Raw genomic sequence first — 17,025 nt, 5'->3', positions numbered from 1 at the left:
AGCACACAAGCCTATGAAGCCTTTGTTGTCTATCTTGAGTTGCGAAGTTGTGCCAAAGTGGGGCAGCAGTTGGGCAAAAGCCTGACACTTATGCAAAGGTGGTCGAGTGAATGGCAATGGGTGGCAAGGTGCAGGGACTATGACAACTCATTGCAGAGCGTGGACTTTGAGGAAAAGCGGGCTGCCATTAGGGATATGCACCAGCGACATTTGAAGCTGGCTGACGTTCTCCAAGACAAGGCTATGAAAGCATTAGAGCAGCTGGACATGGCTGATTGTTCGCCAAGGATAGTGCTTGAAGCATTGAAGCTGTCAATGGAGATTGAGCGCCGTTCCATCTATGAGGAAATGGCGGACTGTGAGATAAGGGGCGCGTTTGACACCAACGGCGGATTCAACCCGGCAATAGCTGCACCAATGCTGCGCATGCTGACGGATGAGCGCAGGCAGGAAAAGGCCAAAGGGCTGGAAGGTGGCGAAACCGTTATTCATGTTAGTGTGGTTGATGAGGATTTAGACAGGCTTACAGATAGTGAACGCATAGAATATGAAAGGCTAAAGAACAAAGTAGAGGTTGAAAAAGGCTTGTGATAGTAGTGAAATAATTGTCTGGTGGCGGTGAAATGCCACCCTATATGATGCTTGCTGTTAGTGTCTGAAAGTTGTCTGATTTTTAACTGTGCTGTACTCCACAACAACACAGTAGGATACGAAACAATAGACCATATTATTATTGTATACGATTGTTTACGATATAAAGCTATTGCTTTTGGGGGGCGGCAGGTGGTATAATTTAGGCACAGAAATCAGTTAGACTTGTTATTTCACAACACAAAAAGCCCCCCGAAGAGTTGCAGCTCTTCATAGCAGGGGGCTTTTTGTGCTTCCAGAGGCTAGGGTGCCGCTATCCTAACCATTTGCGCACCAGCTCAACGATTGCAGCCGCGAGCAGGCTTGCCAAAACCGATAACAAGAAATCAGAAAGACCCATTATCTCACCTCCTTCCTTTAACTTCCATCCATGGCAGAAGGGGCGGCCCATACATTATAGCATAATAACGTGTTGTTGTGTTTGTTATAGTTTGATAAGGTGGAGGAGAGGCTGCCAGCGTAATCAAAACGTAATAAAAAAATCCGTAGCCACAGAAAAGGGCGGTTTTTCTGACTTGTGAGGGCTGGCAAAGCCTTATAAATCAAGGGGGAACCGCCTGGAATACCTGCCAGTTATTGAGCTGGTGTAATTCCGACATAAAGAAAAGTCCGCTATCCGTAAGGGATGGCGGGCTTTTTTGATGCCTGGAATGCAATGTGAAGCAGGGATTAGGGGGGCGTATGGAGAAATATCCATCAGTTGGTTTTGTATAAGGGAGGCGTTTCTCATGAAAAAAAATTTTTTCCAACTGATTTTATTCATGCTGGTCTTAACGATGGCAAGCACTGTATTTGCCGCTAAGGCTACCCCTGACCAGCAGCGTGCCGAACTTAATGAGATGAGCGGGAAGGTCCTGGAGCGCATGTATCAGAAGTATCCGTCAGCACAGGAGGCGGTGCAGGATGCCTACGCTTACTGTACCATCAGCGCCGCCAGTGTCAAATGGGGCTTTTGGGGCGATGATCACGGGCGCGGGGTGGCCGTAAACAACCATACCGGCGAAAGAATCTATGTTAAGATGAAGGAAGTGAGCCTGGGCATAAATTTTGGCGCTAAGGAATACGACTTGCTTTTCATCATTGCGAATAAAACAGCTTGGGATAAATTAGTTTCTGGCAAGATCAACTTTGGCTCTGAAACTTCAGCTGATGCTACTGACGGCGTCAACGGTGTGACCTATGCAGGTGCAACAATCACCGCTGAGGGCGTGCAGGTCTATCAGCTTGACAAAAAAGGCCTGGCTGTGGAAGCTACTTTCAAAGGGGGAAGGATTTCTCCTTACAGGACGCTTAATTGAGGAAACGTTGTATGATGCAAGTGGCGGATCAACAGTGATTGTTTAGGGAGGAAGAACTAATGAAAAAATGTATTGCGTTCCTATTAAGCCTGATGATTATGGCGTTTGCTACGGTGTGTCTTGCCGCTGAGTCTTACCAAATGACTTATGAGGCAAAAAATTTTACTGAAGGATTGAAAAATGACCAGGCGTTGACGGAAACCTTCACTACTCCTTACGGGCCTCTCAAGTTCCAGATGCGGAAACTTTGGCAGGCCAGCAGCGACAACAGGCTGCATCTGAAGGTATGGCTGAATGACAAGAAAATTGCCGATGAGCACTTTCCAAAAGTGGAATACGGTTATACCTTCCGCGTGCTGAAAAACACCAGCAACAGCGAGCAGTTTTATGTTTTGCAGTCCATTGAACGCGCCTGCCTTTTCGGATACTCGCCCAATGCTCAGAAGCTGGAGGTCTACATTGACAGCCAGAATTATGCTCACGAAGCTGGGGCATATCCTTATATTGTGGCACTGAAAAACGGGAATCTGGTGTTGGCTTTCGAGAAGGGCAATAATCGGAAACGTTATCAGTTTAACTGGGATGCCAATGCGAATTGGTTCGGTTATTCCGACATTGGTGCAGGCTGGGGTTCTGTAAGTTCAGATAAGCAATAACGAAACACGCTGCTTTGCATTTAAACATTGACAGTAATAGTCCTGTTTTAACAAGGGGCCAGTCACAAATCGGTTATTTCTGGTTTGTGACTAGCCTCTTTTTGGGTGGCATGGGGTGGCGTGACATTCTGAAACCACCGCTTTTCTTCGAAATTGCTTGTTATATTTATAAGAAAAAAGCAGGAAATCAGAAGATTGCATAGAATTGTTCAAAAGTCGAGGGGTGTTAGGACCCTCAGTGAGAGGAAAAGGGTGGACTTGCCTGTTTAATAGGAGGAATTTTCTATGACAAGAGCCGCACTTAGGGGAATTCTAATTATGGTCCTGCTGACAGCATTTGCTTTCCTTAGCGGATGCTCAGAGGACAAGCCATCGGGCAAGGCCACGGTGGCAGAGTTCAAGGATACTTACGGCAAGGACGATACCTGGGTTATCCACTGGTATCTCTGCGGTACGGACCTTGAGTCCAGGTTCGGGGCAGCCTCTGCAGATTTGGCAGAGCTGGAGAAGGTGAAGCTGCCGTCCAATGTGAAGGTGCTCATTGAGGCCGGCGGTGCCAAGAAATGGCATAGCGATATCGGCGCCAAGGGCAAGACAGCGGTACGGCTGCTCTACGACAGCGAAGGCTTCCATGAACTGGGGAAAGTGAAGGGAGCCGATATGGGAGATCCTGCCACGCTGGCGGATTTTCTGAAGTTTGGCAAGGAAAACTACACAGCTGACCATCATATCTTCGTCTTTTGGGATCATGGCGGCGGCAGCATGAGCGGGGTCTGCTATGACGAATTTTCAGAGCGCCCCCTGAGCCTCAACGATATCCGCCAGGCCTTTGATGCAGTGTATGAGTCTTCCAAGGACAAGCCTCCTTTCGAGCTGATTGGCTTTGATGCCTGCCTCATGGCTACATATGAGACAGCTCATATGCTGGAGGGCCTGACCAGGTATATGGTAGGCTCCGAGGAAGTGGAGCCAGGCTGTGGCTGGTACTACACCGGCTGGGTAGGGGCACTGGCCAAGAATCCCGCCCTGGGAGGCAACGGCATTGGCAAGGCCATCTGCGACAGCTATGTGAAGGGCTGCGAGAAGGAAGATGTGGATGATTCCATCACTCTCTCCGTCATCGACATGAGCAAGATGCCTGCCTTGAAGGTGGCCTATGATGCCTTCGGCATCGAGGCGCTGGAGGCAGCGAAGAAGAACCCCAAGAAGTTCTTCTCCGCCTATGCCCGCAAGGCCAAGACCGCCGAGAATTATGGCGGCAATACCCGCAAGCAGGGCTTCACCAACATGGTGGACCTGGCAGACCTGGCCAAAGAATCCAAGAAGCAGCTGCCCAATTCCTACAAGCAGCTGGTGAAGGCCGTGGATGATGCGGTCATCTACAAGGTGACCAGCTTCTATCGTGACCAGGGCAGCGGCATTTCCGGTTTCCATTCCTATGATGGCGACAGGGACCATTTCGCCATGTACGCCAATCAGATCTCTGCGTCCCTGCCTCACAAGTATCTTTACCAGTACCTCCTTTACGGCAAGCTGCCCGAGGGCACTATCGACAACCTCAAGAAGCAGCTGGCAGACGACAAGAAGGAACTGGAGGCCCAGAAGCAGGTTGCCCAGCAGGCAACTCAGGCCAAGAGTGCACCAGCCAAGGGCGTATTTGATATCAAGGCCCTGGAGGACACCCCTGTAGGCGTTGACAAAGAGGGCAATGCCGAGGTGAAGCTGGCGGAGGACAAGCTGGATCTGGTCTCTGCCATCCATTGCAATCTGGTCAGCGTGGACGTGAAAAAAGACCTGATTCTCTATCTGGGCAGCGATGGCGACATCAAGGCTGACTGGGACAAGGGTATCTTCAAGGACAACTTCCAGGGCACCTGGCCCATGCTGGACGGCCATCCTGTCTATGTGGAAATCACTGCCATGGAGGACGACTATAACCTCTACTCTATTCCCATCAAGCTGAATGGGGAGGAGTGCAATCTGCAGGTGACCTACAGCTTCAAAGACAAGAGCTACAAGATTCTGGGTGCGCGCCAGGGGCTGGACAGCCATGGCATGGCTGACAGAGAACTGAAGAAGCTCAAGCAGGGCGATAAGATCACTACCATTCATTACGCCATGAGCATCAGTGGCAATGACGATAATTTCAAGCCCGTGGAAGTGGAGACCTTCACCATAGGGGACAAGCCCCAGGTGAAGGATGAGAAACTGGTGGACGGCAGCTACGGCTACCTCTTCGAGTTCCTCTCGCCCAATGGTGACAGCGCTCTGTCCCAGATGGTGGAATTTGTCCTGAACAAGGGCGAGATCACCACCAATGTGCAGTAAAATTGCTGTTGTTGCCAGCTTTTTATGGCAATCAGATAAATGCTAAAGGATAAGTTGAAGGGAGTAATCTAATATGGCATCTATGAAAGACGTGGCTCAGAAGGCAAAGGAATTCGCTCAGAAGAAAGCGGCAAAACTCTCCGAGTATGTGGCACCAAACGGCAAATACTATGAACAGAATGATATTGATTACCTGATGAATAATGGCTATAGCCTGCAGGACGCGTTGGATGCCTTGGCCCAGAGTGAGAAATACGCCAAGAAGGCTTCGGGTCATAAGCCTTCCGGACATTCCGGCAAGAAGGAATCCAGCCATGGTGGCGGCAAAGGTTCTGGCAAGGGCTCTGGCAAGGGTTCGGGCGGCGGCAAGGGCGGCAGCCGCATGGGACGCGGTGCCAAACTGGCAGCCCTCACCGCTGCAGGTGGAGCTTCAGCGGCAGCAGCCAGGGACGCCTATGCGAAGTATCAGGAAACCGGCGATGTAACGTACATTGATGAAATCATCGAAGAGTATGAAGAGATAATCGAGTACGAGGAATACGAGTACGAAGATTATGAGGACGAATTCGAGCTCGATGATGATGACGAGTACGACGATGACGACGACGACGATGACGACGACGACGATGACGACGACGACGATGACGACGACGACGATGATGACGACGACGACGATGATGACGATGACGACGATGATGACGATGACGACGACGACGACGATGATGACGATGATGACGACGACGACGATGATGACGACGATGACGACGATGATGACGACGATGATGACGACGATGACGATGATGATGACGACGATGATGACGATGACGACGATGATGATGATGACGATGACGACGATGATGATGATGACGATGACGACGATGATGATGATGATGACGAGGAAGATGACGACGAGGAAGATGATGAAGATGACGATGAGGAAGATGTAGACGACGAAGAAGACGAAGAAGAGGAAGAAGAGGAAGAGGACGACGGCGACTACGATGAAGATGACGGCGATTATGATGACGACGATGGCGGCTATGATGATGACGATGAGTAATTGTGATTGACAGATAACCCCTGATTTGCTAGACTTTAGGAAGCGATGAAAAAGAAGAGTAGCACTGGTTCCAGCGAGCGGTGAGGGTGTGAGACCGCAAGAGTGCGAAGGGCGCTTTGGAGCTGCACAAAACTATAGCTTGAGGTGGGTGCACGAAGTGCGCCAATCAGGGTGGAACCGCGGGATTTTAGTCTCGTCCCTGTAACATACAGTTGCAGGGGCGGGGCTTTTTTGCGTCCCTGCAGACAGAAGGAGTTGTAGATATGAAATTTCAGGAAATCATCCTGGCCCTGCAGAAGTTCTGGTCGGAGCAGGGCTGCATCCTGGCCGAGCCCTATGATGTGGAAAAGGGCGCCGGCACCATGAATCCCTCCACTTTCCTGCGTGTCCTGGGCCCTGAGCCTTGGAATGTGGCCTATGTGGAGCCTTCCCGTCGCCCGGCTGACGGCCGCTATGGCGACAACCCGAACCGCCTTTACCAGCATCATCAGTTCCAGGTCATCATGAAGCCCTCCCCGGACAATATCCAGGAGCTTTATCTGGAGAGCTTGGAGCGCCTGGGCATCAATCCTGCCGAGCACGATATCCGCTTCGTAGAGGATAACTGGGAATCCCCCACCCTGGGGGCCTGGGGCCTGGGCTGGGAGGTCTGGCTGGATGGCATGGAGATTACCCAGTTCACCTATTTCCAGCAGGTAGGCAGCCAGGATGTGAAGCCCGTGGCTTCCGAGATCACCTACGGATTGGAGCGCCTGGCCATGTACATTCAGGGGGTGGACAATGTCTACGATGTGCAGTGGACTGACGACTACACCTACGGCGATGTGTTCCATCAGAACGAGTATGAGCAGTCTGCTTATGCCTTTGACCTTTCCGATGAGGATCTGCTCTTTGAACTCTTTGACAAGTACGAGGCTGAGGCTGTGCGTGTCATCGAGAAGGGCTATGTGCATCCGGCCTATGATTATGTACTGAAGTGCTCCCATACCTTCAACCTGCTGGATGCCCGGGGGGCCATCTCCGTGTCCCAGCGCACGGCCTTCATCGGCCGCGTCCGCAAGCTGGCCCGCATGTGCGCAGAGTGTTACCTGAAGCAGCGTGAGGAGCTTGGCTATCCCATGCTGAACAGAGGAGGGAAAAAGGCATGAGCAAGAACTTACTTTTGGAAATCGGTACTGAGGAAGTCCCGGCTCATGTGATGCCGGGCATCCTGAAGGAACTGAAGGAAAAGGCAGAAAAGGCCCTGCAGGAAAATCGCGTGGCCTTTGAGAGTGTCCGCACCATCGGCACGCCCCGCCGCACGGCTCTCCTGGTAACGGGCCTTGCTGAGAGCCAGGAGGACGTGGAAAGCGAGAACCGCGGTCCTTCCGTGCAGATTGCCTTCGATGCTGACGGCAATCCCACCAAGGCTGCCCAGGGCTTTGCCCGGGGCCAGAAGGTGGACCCCAAGGATCTGGTAGTGAAGGATGGCTATGTGTACGCCATGGTACATGAGAAGGGCCAGGCTACGGCAGAGCTCCTGAAATCCATCCTGCCTGAGCTCATTTCCTCCCTGTCCTTCCCCAACAATATGCGCTGGCGTGACCTTGACTTCAAGTTTATCCGTCCTCTCAGATGGATTGTAGCCCTCCTTGGCTCTGAGGTCATTCCCTTCGAGGTGGCTGAGGTGCAGTCCGGCCGCGTGAGCCGCGGCCATCGCTTCCTTTCTCCCACCAAGGACAAGAACGGCGAGTTCGAGATTGCTGATGCTGAAAGCTATGAGCAGGCCTGCGAGGCACAGTTCATCATCGTGGACCAGGAGCGCCGCAAGGCCATGATCCGCGAGCAGATTGTGGAAACAGCCAAGGCCAACGGTGGTCAGGCAGAGATTTCCGAAGACCTGCTGGAAGAAGTGCTGTACCTGGTGGAGTATCCCACGGCCCTCTGCGGCAAGTTCGACGACAAGTATCTGGCTCTGCCTCCCGAGACGGTCATCACTCCCATGCGTGACCATCAGCGCTACTTCCCGGTGAAGAGCGCTGAGGGCAAGCTCCTGCCCCTCTTCATCACTGTCCGCAACGGCGGCAAGGAGCATCTGGAGACTGTCCAGCACGGCAACGAGCGCGTGCTCCGCGCCCGTCTGGAGGATGCCCAGTTCTTCTTCGATGAGGACCGCAAGAAGAGCCTGGAGGAGCATCGGGAGAAGCTCAAGACCGTTGTGTTCCAGCAGGGGCTGGGCAATATGTATGAGAAGTCAGAGCGTCTGGCTGAGCTCTCTGACTTCATCGCTGCTGAGCTCAAGGCTGACGAAAAGGTCACAAAGCATGCCCACCGCGCTGCCATCCTCTGCAAGGCTGACCTGGTCACCGGCATGGTGACGGAGTTCACCGAGCTGCAGGGCATTATGGGCCGTGAATATGCCAAGCTGGACGGGGAGTGCGAGAAGGTGGCTGTCGCCATTGACGAGCATTATATGCCTCGCTTCGCAGGTGACAGCCAGCCCCAGTCCGAGGCAGGCCGCATTGTCAGCACTGCCGACAAGATTGACACCATCGTGGGCACCTTCTCTCGTGGCAAGATTCCCACGGGCTCCCAGGATCCCTTTGCCCTGCGCCGTCAGGCTCTGGGCCTGGTGAACATGATGATCGAGGCCAAATGGCAGCTGAGCCTTTCCAAAGTGGTGGCCAAGTCCATGGACCTTTACGGCATCACCGACGAGGCTGCCCGCCAGAAGATGCAGCAGGATGTGGCTGACTTCATGCGCCTGCGCTTGAAGAACGTGCTGGAAGAAGTGCGCTACGATGTGGTGGATGCAGTGCTGGCCGATGTGGATGACCTCTACGCCGTGAGCCTCCGCGCCCAGGCTGTGCAGAAGTTCGTCTCCGGCGACGCTGTGGCTCATATCCAGGCTCTGGTCCGCGCTTCCAACCTGGCTGCCAAGGCTGAGAAAGAAGGCTTTGAAGAAAGCCTCTTCCAGGTGGAGGCAGAGAAGACACTGGGCCAGGTTTGCAAGGCTACGGCCTCCTCTGTGGAGAGCCTCATTGCCGGCCAGGACTACGTGGGTGCCATCGATGCCCTCACGGAGCTCACCCAGCCCATCGACAAGTTCTTCGAGGACGTCATGGTCATGGACAAGGACGAGGCCATCAGGAACAACCGCCTGGGCCTGCTGAAGTCCATTGATATGCTGGCAGGCAGGGTGGCTGATTTCAGCAAGATTGTGCTGGCGTAAAATCTCATAGATATACACACAAGACACCCCCCGGAAATTTCCGGGGGGTGTCTTGCGATGTGTGCAGCTTTGGAGGGTAAGAAATTACTTCTGCTCGCCTTTCTTGGCCCATTCAGGAGGCAGGTTCTGCAGGAATTCGAAATTGTGGCATTCCATGCATTTAGCCTTGGATTTCTCATGGCTGTAGTGGCAGTCAGAGCAGACCAGGTCGCCCAGGTGTGAATCATGGGGATTCTTGCCATCGTAGTTGGTCTTGGCGACGATGTCCTCAACCTTGTGGCACTTGGTGCACATTTCATTGTCAAAGGCACGCTGCTGAGGGGGATTGTCGAAATCATCTGTGACGTACCAGTAGGTTTCGTTCAGCTTGTCAATCATGCCGTTGTCGTGGCAGTCGATGCAGGCCACTCCTGCTTCCATGTGGGAGTGGGACATGAGGTCATCATGATAATAGCCATCAACATAAGTCTCCATGCCATGGCAGGGTGAGCAGGACATTTCCGGGAAATGGGCCTCCACCACGTGCATGGCAGCCATGCTGATGCAGCCCATGAGGAAAATTCCCACCAGACAGGCCAGAGGACGCTGTTTGGCAAAGCCCAGGACCTTCAGGATAAGATCTTTCATAAGGCAGTTCCTCCTTTCTTAGGAAGTTGAGGGCAAATATACTTTGCTTGCTTTCCATTATATAGGCCAGAGGACAAAACAGCCTTAAGGGAATAGATGAAAATAAGGAACTTTCTTTTGTGCATTCCTACAAAGGCAAATACTCACCCCTAATTTATAATAAACAAAGATATTATTTTCAGTTCATATAGCACATTGATTAATCAGGGGGAGAGAAATATGGAGCAGAAACAGGGAATGACGCGAAGGAACTTCCTGAAGGTCGGTGCTCTGGCTGCGGTGGGCACCATGGCCTCCGGGCTCTTGGCTGGCTGTGGCAATGGCCGCACCGACCATGTGAGGAAGGACAAGAGCGGTGCAGGCGTCGGCGCAGAGCCGGAATTCATGAAGGCGCCGGCTCCCATTGCGGACAGCAGCATCAAGGAAACAAAGGAAGCTGATGTCATCGTGGTGGGGGCGGGCATGAGCGGCCTTTGCGCTGCCGCTTCCGCTGCTGAGTCAGGTGCCAAGGTTATCGTCATCGAGAAAGGGCCTACCATCAACTTCCGCAGCTTCGACTACGGCGCCGTCAACTCTAAGGTGCAGCTTTCTGTGGGGAACCAGCTGAATCCCTTGGATGTGACCCGGGAAATCATGCGCTGGGGCGGCTACAAGGCTGATCAGCGGGTGGTGAAGCTTTTCTCCGAGAAGAGCGGCATGGTGAATGACTGGATTGTGGACAAGGCTCAGGGCCTGGGGTGTAAGGTGAAGTCTGTCTGGACGAAGGAAGACCAGATGTCTCCCAATGCCACCATTCCCAATATCCCCACCCTGTCCTTCGTGCTGGAGCCCCCTGAAGGGGCAGCCGAGTCTACGCCGAAAGGCATGATCGGCGGCAATGCGGTCATCGCCATGGCCTACACTCTGAAGACCACTGCCGAGAAGCTGGGAGCGGAAATCATCTATGAGACTCCCGGCGTACAGCTGGTGCGTCCCAACAACGAGGGCCGGGTTACCGGCGTCATCGCCAAGAACGCTGCCGGGGAATACATCAAGTTCAATGCCAGGAAGGGGGTTATCCTCTGCTCCGGTGACTACGGCCATGACGAGGAAATGCTGAACTACTATATTCCCTGCGCCAAGAAGGTGCAGAAAATCCTCTATCCCAACAGCTTCAACACCGGCGACGGCCAGAAGATGGGGCTCTGGGTGGGAGCGGGCATTGACGAGGGTCCCCATGCCCCCATGCTCTTTGACAATGCCCTGCTGGACCCTGACGGGAACCCCGGAGGCCGCATGGATGCCATTCCCCGCCAGCCCTGGCTGGCAGTAAATAAGAATGGCGAGCGCTATGCTAACGAGGATCTGCCCTTTGCCTACATTTCCAACGCCGTGCGCCAGCAGGTGGGACTTACCCGCTGGACCATCTGGGATTCCAAGTGGCCTGAGGAGGCGCCTCGCTTCCGTCAGAGTGCCTGCAAGAAACTGCAGTTCCACCATCGCCTCAATGAGTTCAACGATTTGGTGGAAAAGGGCGTCATCGTCAAGGCCGATACCCTTGAGGAACTGGCCCAGAAGGCCCACCTGCCCCTGGAGAACCTCAAGGCCAGCGTGGAGCGCTACAACGAGCTGGCCAGGAAGGGCGTGGATGAGGATTTCGGCAAGGATGCAGTCTATCTCACCACGGTGGAGAAGGCTCCCTTCTACGCTGGACACATCGGCACTTCCCTGCTGGTGACCCTGGGAGGCCTCACCATCAATGACAAGCTCCAGGTATTGGACAAGGAGCGCAAGGTCATTCCGGGTCTTTACGCCGCAGGCAATGCCTCCGGCAGCTTCTTTGCCACGGACTATCCCATCGTTGTCACCGGGTGCAGCCATGGCCGCGCCTATACTTTCGGCTATTTGGCAGGCAAGAGTGTGGTGGAGGAGAAAGCGTGATTATGTTATTCGCTCTCTGAAGCAGGCAATGACTCTCCCCGGCAGCTTCGCTGCCACCCCCCTCTATGAGGGGGCTTTTTTGTTCACAAAAAGTTCATAAATTGTTTCCTTTCTCTTTCTTGAGCTGTTCCCTGGATAATCTTAAAATATGAAGCAGGAAAATATGGAACGATAATTGAAATTAATGACTGGGAGGAAGTAAATATGTGCAGGGAAGAGGCTGGGGATAAGTTCGTGTGGGACCTGGTCTGTCAAGGCAGGAAAGCCGAGCAGGAGGGGATGCCCTCGGCGGGATGTTATGCCGTGGCAATTTTTCAGTTGCGCAGTGGAGATAAAGAGGGGCTGGGAGCATTGGAAAAGCGCCTTGGCTATGGCAGCCGTGCGCAGGGCAGCTTTTGCAGCCGTCCCGTGCCTTGGAAGAAGGGTTTTTTGCTGGTATTGGCAGGCACTGCTGCCCAGCAGGAGAACTTCTGGCAGAAGTGGAGCCTTTGCCCCGAAAGCGAAAAGGCAGGGGTGGGCGTGGGCACCAGCTGCCGCCTGAGCCATCTTTGGCAGAGCTTCGAGGAGGCCCGCATTGCCGGTTCCTTCCAGGAGACCAATGGCAGGGAGGGCTTTGTGCAGAAGTTTTCCGGGCTGGGGGTGTTCCTGAGCCTTTTCCGCCAGAGCTGGGAGGAAGCCCAGGCCTTTGCAGATGAGCAGCTGGCCTCCCTGCGGGCCCATGACAAGGCTTACCGCACCAATCTCCTGCCTACCCTGAAGGTGCTTTTCCGTCGGGATTTCAACTGGAAGGAATCAGCTGAGGAACTCTTCGTCCATGTGAACACCCTGCGGTACAGATATGAGAAAATCAAGGAAATCCTGAAATGTGAGCAGGGCTCCATGGATATGCGGGCCACCCTCTATGCGGCTGTCCGGGTGTCGGAAACCTTGGACGCCCTAGAGGCTCCGGTCTTTTCACAGCCTTGTGGACGGGAAGGGGCTGAGACTCTCTATGCAGATCCGGCAGAAGCTTATGATATCCAACTTCATGATGTTCGTGCTGCCCTTGGGCATTATCCTGCTGGCCGGGGGAATGTTGTACCTTTTGTACCAAGACGAGTATCTGGATCGTATGGGCAACAGGGAATCAGATAAGCTGGCAGCCCATCGGGTGGAGAGGCAGTTCAGGGAAATGGTGTCGGAACTGCCGGCGGAAGGTTCCAGACAGGAACTGCGGGAAGGCATCATAGCCATTGCTCCCCAGGTGGAGGAGGAAGGCTACCACCTGATGGTGCTGGACAGGCAGAGGGTGCCTGTCTTTTCCAACTGTACGGAACTGGATGAGCATCTGCTGGGGGAGGAGACCACTCCGGCTCTCTTTGTGGGGGAGTCCAGTGTCTACATTTTCCGTTCCAGCAATATCGTGAAATATATGTTTACCTATTCAGGCGATGACTACCATGCCATCGCCATTTTGTCGCGGGATTTAGGCGGCATCGAGGAGGATCTTAACAACATCACCTATATCTACCGCATACGGCTGATCCTGGCGGGAGTGCTGGTGTTCCTGCTGGCGGATTTCCTGCTGGCTTACCAGCTGTCCAGGAAACTGCAGAATCATCTGCTGGCCCTGCAGGAGGCGGCCAAAGAGGTGAAGAAGGGCAATCTGGACATTTCCCTGCCCCGCCACAAGGAATTGGAGGAGGAAGTGGCCCAGGTCTACGAGGCCTTTGAGGAAATGTGCGGCAGGCTGGCCCGTTCCCGGGCGGAGCGGTTGCAGTATGAGGAAAGCCGGCGCAATATGCTGGCGGGGATTTCCCATGACCTGCGGACACCCCTGACGGTGATCAGCGGCTATGTCCAGGCCCTGCTGGACGGCGTAGCAACAACTAAGGAGCAGGAGCGGCGTTATCTGGAAAAGATCCATCACCGCACGGATTCCATGGTACAATTGGTGGAAAGGCTGTTCCTTTGCAGCCGCCTGGAAATGGGGGAGTATCCCTTTAATTTCGTGCAGACGGATTTTGCTCACTGGCTGGCAAGAGCGGCGGAGAAATTGCAGAAGGAATTGGGAGAAGAGGGGGAAGTAAGGCTGTCCCTGCCGGAGGGGGAGTGCCCTCTTCTGATGGATGGCACGGAGCTTTACCGGGTGCTGCAGAATCTTATGGGCAACGCCAGAAAATACGGCGGCAGGCCGCTGGTGTTCTCATTGGCCCTTGAGAGGCAGGGGGATAAGCTGCGCCTTACTGCCCGGGATAATGGCAAGGGTGTGGCGGAGGAAAACCTGGAGCGTATCTTCAAGGTGCTTTTCCGTGAGGAAGAGGCCCGCACCGACAGCGCCGTGAAGGGCAGCGGCCTGGGCCTCTCCATAGTCCGCTGGATAGTGGAAGCCCACGGCGGCAAGGCCTGGGCAGAGAATCGGGGAGGGCTGGCTATCGTGATGGATTTCCCTGTGAAAACGCGCAAGGAGAGTGAAAAAATTGGCTGAGAAGAAACGTGCGCTGATTGCCGAAGATGATGAGGACATAGCAGAACTGGAGGCCAGTTATCTCTTGCTGGGGGGCATAGAGGCAGATATAGAGGGTCATGGCACGAAAGCCTTGGCAAGGGCGCTGGAGGGCGGCTACGACATTCTGATTTTGGATGTGATGCTGCCGGGTACTACTGGCATGGAAATCTGCAGGCAGGTCAGGGAGAAGCAGGAAATCCCCATTCTGATGGTAACTGCCTGCAAGGAGGATGTGGACAAGATTCGCGGCCTGGGCATGGGGGCGGATGACTACATCGTGAAACCTTTCAGCCCCAATGAATTATTGGCACGTGTGAAAGCTCATCTGGCACGTTATGAAAGATTGAAGGGGTTCAGCAAGAGAGAAGCAGAGGTGCAGCAGGAACTGGCCCATGGCAATTTGAGGTTATTGCCCAAGGAAATGAGGGCCTTCCTGGATGGCAGGGAAATATCCCTGCCACCCCGGGAATTCCAGCTGCTGGAGTATTTCCTGGAACACCCCCATCAGGTTTTTTCCCGGGAGGAACTCTTTGAGGCCGTCTGGGGCCAGTCTGCCCAAGGGGACATTGCCACGGTGACGGTACATATCAAGCGCCTGCGGGAGAAGATAGAGGAAAATGTGCAGGAACCCCGGCACATAGAGACAGTATGGGGTAAAGGTTATAGACTGCGTTCGTTATCTGCGTTATAATATAGGCACCGTACATTTGTTTTAACAAAAAGGAGGAGCAGCCCTATGGCTATGGTGCCGAAACTTAATACCATGCAGTTTGCGGAAGAGAAGCCCTTCAAGGTAGTGGCCCCTTTCGAGCCCATGGGTGACCAGCCCCAGGCCATTGCGGATCTGGCTGCCGGCATCGAGAACGGCCAGGAGGCCCAGGTGCTTTTGGGGGCCACGGGCACGGGCAAGACTTACACCATCGCCAAGGTCATAGAGAAGGTGCAGAAGCCCACTCTGGTCATCGCTCACAACAAGACGCTGGCAGCCCAGCTGGCCAGCGAATTCAAGAGCTTTTTTCCGGAGAACTATGTGGGTTATTTCGTCAGCTACTATGATTACTATCAGCCGGAAGCCTATATCGCTTCGACTGATACATATATCGAGAAAGATTCATCTATCAACGACGAGATAGATGAACTGCGCCACTCTGCCACCTGCTCCCTGTTCGAGCGACGGGATGTGATCATCGTGGCCTCCGTGTCCTGCATCTATGGCCTGGGTTCCCCAGAAAGCTACCATGAGATGGTGCTGTCCCTGCACAAAGGGCAGGAAGTGGACAGGGACGATATACTTAGGAAACTGGTGAATATCCGTTACGAACGCAATGATATAGCTTTTGAACGTGGGCAATTCCGAGTTCGCGGAGATGTCATTGAGGTTTTTCCCGCAGGCTACAACAATCGGGCTGTGCGCATCGAGATGTTCGGGGATGAAGTGGACAGAATGGTGGAGTTCGATGTGGTGACGGGAGAGGTCTATGGCGAACGCACCCATTCCATGATTTTCCCCGCTTCCCACTATGTCACTGAAGACGAAGAACTGAAGCGGGCTATGGCGGATATCCGGGCAGAGTTGGACGAGCAGCTGACAGAAATGCGGGAGCAGGGTAAACTCCTGGAGGCCCAACGGTTGGAGCAGCGCACCAATTACGACCTGGAAATGATGCAGGAAATGGGCTATTGCTCAGGTATCGAGAACTACTCCCGCCATCTGACAGGCCGCAAGGCGGGGGATGCTCCCTATACCTTGCTGGACTACTTCCCGGAGGATTTCCTCATTGTCATAGATGAGTCCCATGTGACCCTGCCCCAGGTACACGCCATGTATGCCGGGGACAGGAGCCGCAAGGTGTCGCTGGTGGAAAACGGCTTCCGCCTGCCTTCGGCCTTTGACAACCGGCCCCTGACCTTCGAGGAATTCTCTGCCCGCATCAACCAGATTATCTATGTTTCCGCTACTCCGGGCAAGTATGAGCAGGAGCAGGCCCAGCAGACGGCCCAGCAGATTATCCGCCCCACGGGGCTATTGGACCCGGAAATCGAAGTGCGGCCTCTGGAAGGGCAGATTGATGATCTGCTGGCAGAAATCAAATTGCGCATAGAACGGGATGAGAGGGTGCTGGTCACTACTCTTACCAAGAAGATGGCGGAGAATCTCACGGATTATTTCAAGGAAATCGGCATCAAGGTTCGTTACCTGCATTCGGACATTGCCACTATTGAGAGGGCGGAGATTATACATGACCTGCGGGCCGGGGAGTTTGATGTGCTGGTGGGCATCAACCTGCTGCGTGAGGGCCTGGATATGCCGGAGGTGTCCCTGATAGCCATTCTGGACGCAGACAAAGAAGGCTTTCTGCGCTCTGATACCTCACTGATCCAGATTATCGGCCGTGCGGCGAGAAATGCCAACGGACGGGTCATCATGTACGCTGACAGGATCACGGACTCCATGCAGCGGGCCATAGAGGAGACAGAGCGCCGCCGGGAAATACAGCAGGCCTATAACAAGGAGCACGGCATCGTGCCCAAGACCATCAAGAAACCCATCAAGCCCCTGATAGAAACCACCCTGGTGGCAGAAACTATGGCTTCCTATACCACAAATGGCGACAAGAAGCCCAAGAAGAAGCTCACCAAGAAGGACAAGGAAAATCTGGTGAAGACCCTGCTGAAGGAAATGCAGCAGGCTTCCCGGGCCATGGAATTCGAACGGGCCGCAGAGCTGCGGGATATGATACTGGAACTGGACGGCACTTTGCCCAAAGCAAGATGACAGAGGTAGC

13 protein-coding genes are annotated in these 17,025 nt (G+C 53.9%); 12 read left to right on the top strand and 1 reads right to left on the bottom strand.

Annotated features, from left to right (window positions below; genetic code table 11):
• The first annotated feature begins 120 nt into the window (after window positions 1-120).
• The 7 genes from P159_RS0100310 (at window position 121) to glyS (ending at window position 9,204) form a co-directional block, all read left to right on the top strand.
• Complete coding sequence (locus tag P159_RS0100310; RefSeq protein ID WP_185753557.1) at window positions 121-591, top strand: hypothetical protein; 471 nt, start codon at window positions 121-123, stop codon at window positions 589-591.
• 788 nt (window positions 592-1,379) lie between these two features.
• A complete protein-coding gene (locus tag P159_RS0100300; protein WP_029540416.1) occupies window positions 1,380-1,949 on the top strand; it encodes a YSC84-related protein in 570 nt (189 codons plus the stop codon).
• Between the two features lie 59 nt (window positions 1,950-2,008).
• Window positions 2,009-2,605, top strand: a complete 597-nt coding sequence (locus tag P159_RS0100295) for a hypothetical protein (protein WP_029540415.1) — start codon at window positions 2,009-2,011, stop codon at window positions 2,603-2,605.
• Window positions 2,606-2,890: 285 nt separating this feature from the next.
• Window positions 2,891-4,933 (top strand): clostripain-related cysteine peptidase, encoded by a 2,043-nt coding sequence (locus P159_RS0100290; RefSeq protein WP_029540414.1) that lies wholly within the window; start codon window positions 2,891-2,893, stop codon window positions 4,931-4,933.
• Window positions 4,934-5,006: 73 nt separating this feature from the next.
• Window positions 5,007-5,993: a hypothetical protein gene (locus tag P159_RS20410; protein WP_185753556.1), complete on the top strand. Its 987-nt coding sequence runs from the start codon at window positions 5,007-5,009 to the stop codon at window positions 5,991-5,993.
• 263 nt (window positions 5,994-6,256) lie between these two features.
• On the top strand, window positions 6,257-7,141 hold the full coding sequence (gene glyQ, locus P159_RS0100280) for a glycine--tRNA ligase subunit alpha (protein WP_029540411.1): 885 nt from the start codon (window positions 6,257-6,259) through the stop codon (window positions 7,139-7,141).
• A complete protein-coding gene (gene glyS, locus P159_RS0100275; RefSeq protein WP_029540409.1) occupies window positions 7,138-9,204 on the top strand; it encodes a glycine--tRNA ligase subunit beta in 2,067 nt (688 codons plus the stop codon). Before glyQ ends, glyS begins: the two co-directional genes overlap by 4 nt.
• 84 nt (window positions 9,205-9,288) lie before the next feature.
• Here glyS and P159_RS0100270 read toward each other — a convergent pair whose 3' ends face one another.
• Window positions 9,289-9,831 carry a cytochrome c3 family protein gene (locus P159_RS0100270; RefSeq protein WP_029540408.1) on the bottom strand — a complete coding sequence of 181 codons (543 nt, stop codon included), beginning with the start codon at window positions 9,829-9,831 and terminating at the stop codon, window positions 9,289-9,291.
• Window positions 9,832-10,050: 219 nt separating this feature from the next.
• On the opposite strand from P159_RS0100270, the gene P159_RS0100265 reads away from it, so the two are divergent.
• From P159_RS0100265 to uvrB, 5 genes are all read left to right on the top strand, one after another.
• On the top strand, window positions 10,051-11,751 hold the full coding sequence (locus tag P159_RS0100265) for an FAD-dependent oxidoreductase (protein WP_029540407.1): 1,701 nt from the start codon (window positions 10,051-10,053) through the stop codon (window positions 11,749-11,751).
• Between the two features lie 204 nt (window positions 11,752-11,955).
• On the top strand, window positions 11,956-12,885 hold the full coding sequence (locus P159_RS21085) for a helix-turn-helix domain-containing protein (RefSeq protein WP_029540406.1): 930 nt from the start codon (window positions 11,956-11,958) through the stop codon (window positions 12,883-12,885).
• Window positions 12,779-14,218, top strand: a complete 1,440-nt coding sequence (locus tag P159_RS0100255) for a HAMP domain-containing sensor histidine kinase (RefSeq protein WP_318253496.1) — start codon at window positions 12,779-12,781, stop codon at window positions 14,216-14,218. Before P159_RS21085 ends, P159_RS0100255 begins: the two co-directional genes overlap by 107 nt.
• On the top strand, window positions 14,211-14,930 hold the full coding sequence (locus P159_RS0100250) for a response regulator transcription factor (protein WP_029540403.1): 720 nt from the start codon (window positions 14,211-14,213) through the stop codon (window positions 14,928-14,930). Before P159_RS0100255 ends, P159_RS0100250 begins: the two co-directional genes overlap by 8 nt.
• Before the next feature lie 45 nt (window positions 14,931-14,975).
• Window positions 14,976-17,015, top strand: a complete 2,040-nt coding sequence (gene uvrB, locus P159_RS0100245) for an excinuclease ABC subunit UvrB (RefSeq protein WP_029540400.1) — start codon at window positions 14,976-14,978, stop codon at window positions 17,013-17,015.
• Window positions 17,016-17,025: the final 10 nt, after the last annotated feature.

The organism is Selenomonas sp. AB3002 (genome assembly GCF_000702545.1).
Lineage (GTDB): Bacteria > Bacillota > Negativicutes > Selenomonadales > Selenomonadaceae > Selenomonas_B > Selenomonas_B ruminantium_A.
Note: the sequence above shows the minus strand (reverse complement) of the source record. Positions and strands in the feature narration are given on the sequence as shown.

Coding starts and splice junctions, on each gene's coding strand:
- uvrB (WP_029540400.1), top strand. CDS start 14,976: ATGGCTATGGTGCCGAAACTTAATACCATGCAGTTTGCGGAAGAGAAG.
- P159_RS0100265 (WP_029540407.1), top strand. CDS start 10,051: ATGGAGCAGAAACAGGGAATGACGCGAAGGAACTTCCTGAAGGTCGGT.
- P159_RS20410 (WP_185753556.1), top strand. CDS start 5,007: ATGGCATCTATGAAAGACGTGGCTCAGAAGGCAAAGGAATTCGCTCAG.
- P159_RS0100255 (WP_318253496.1), top strand. CDS start 12,779: ATGATGTTCGTGCTGCCCTTGGGCATTATCCTGCTGGCCGGGGGAATG.
- P159_RS0100290 (WP_029540414.1), top strand. CDS start 2,891: ATGACAAGAGCCGCACTTAGGGGAATTCTAATTATGGTCCTGCTGACA.
- glyQ (WP_029540411.1), top strand. CDS start 6,257: ATGAAATTTCAGGAAATCATCCTGGCCCTGCAGAAGTTCTGGTCGGAG.
- P159_RS0100270 (WP_029540408.1), bottom strand. CDS start 9,831: ATGAAAGATCTTATCCTGAAGGTCCTGGGCTTTGCCAAACAGCGTCCT.
- P159_RS0100300 (WP_029540416.1), top strand. CDS start 1,380: ATGAAAAAAAATTTTTTCCAACTGATTTTATTCATGCTGGTCTTAACG.
- P159_RS0100295 (WP_029540415.1), top strand. CDS start 2,009: ATGAAAAAATGTATTGCGTTCCTATTAAGCCTGATGATTATGGCGTTT.
- glyS (WP_029540409.1), top strand. CDS start 7,138: ATGAGCAAGAACTTACTTTTGGAAATCGGTACTGAGGAAGTCCCGGCT.
- P159_RS21085 (WP_029540406.1), top strand. CDS start 11,956: ATGTGCAGGGAAGAGGCTGGGGATAAGTTCGTGTGGGACCTGGTCTGT.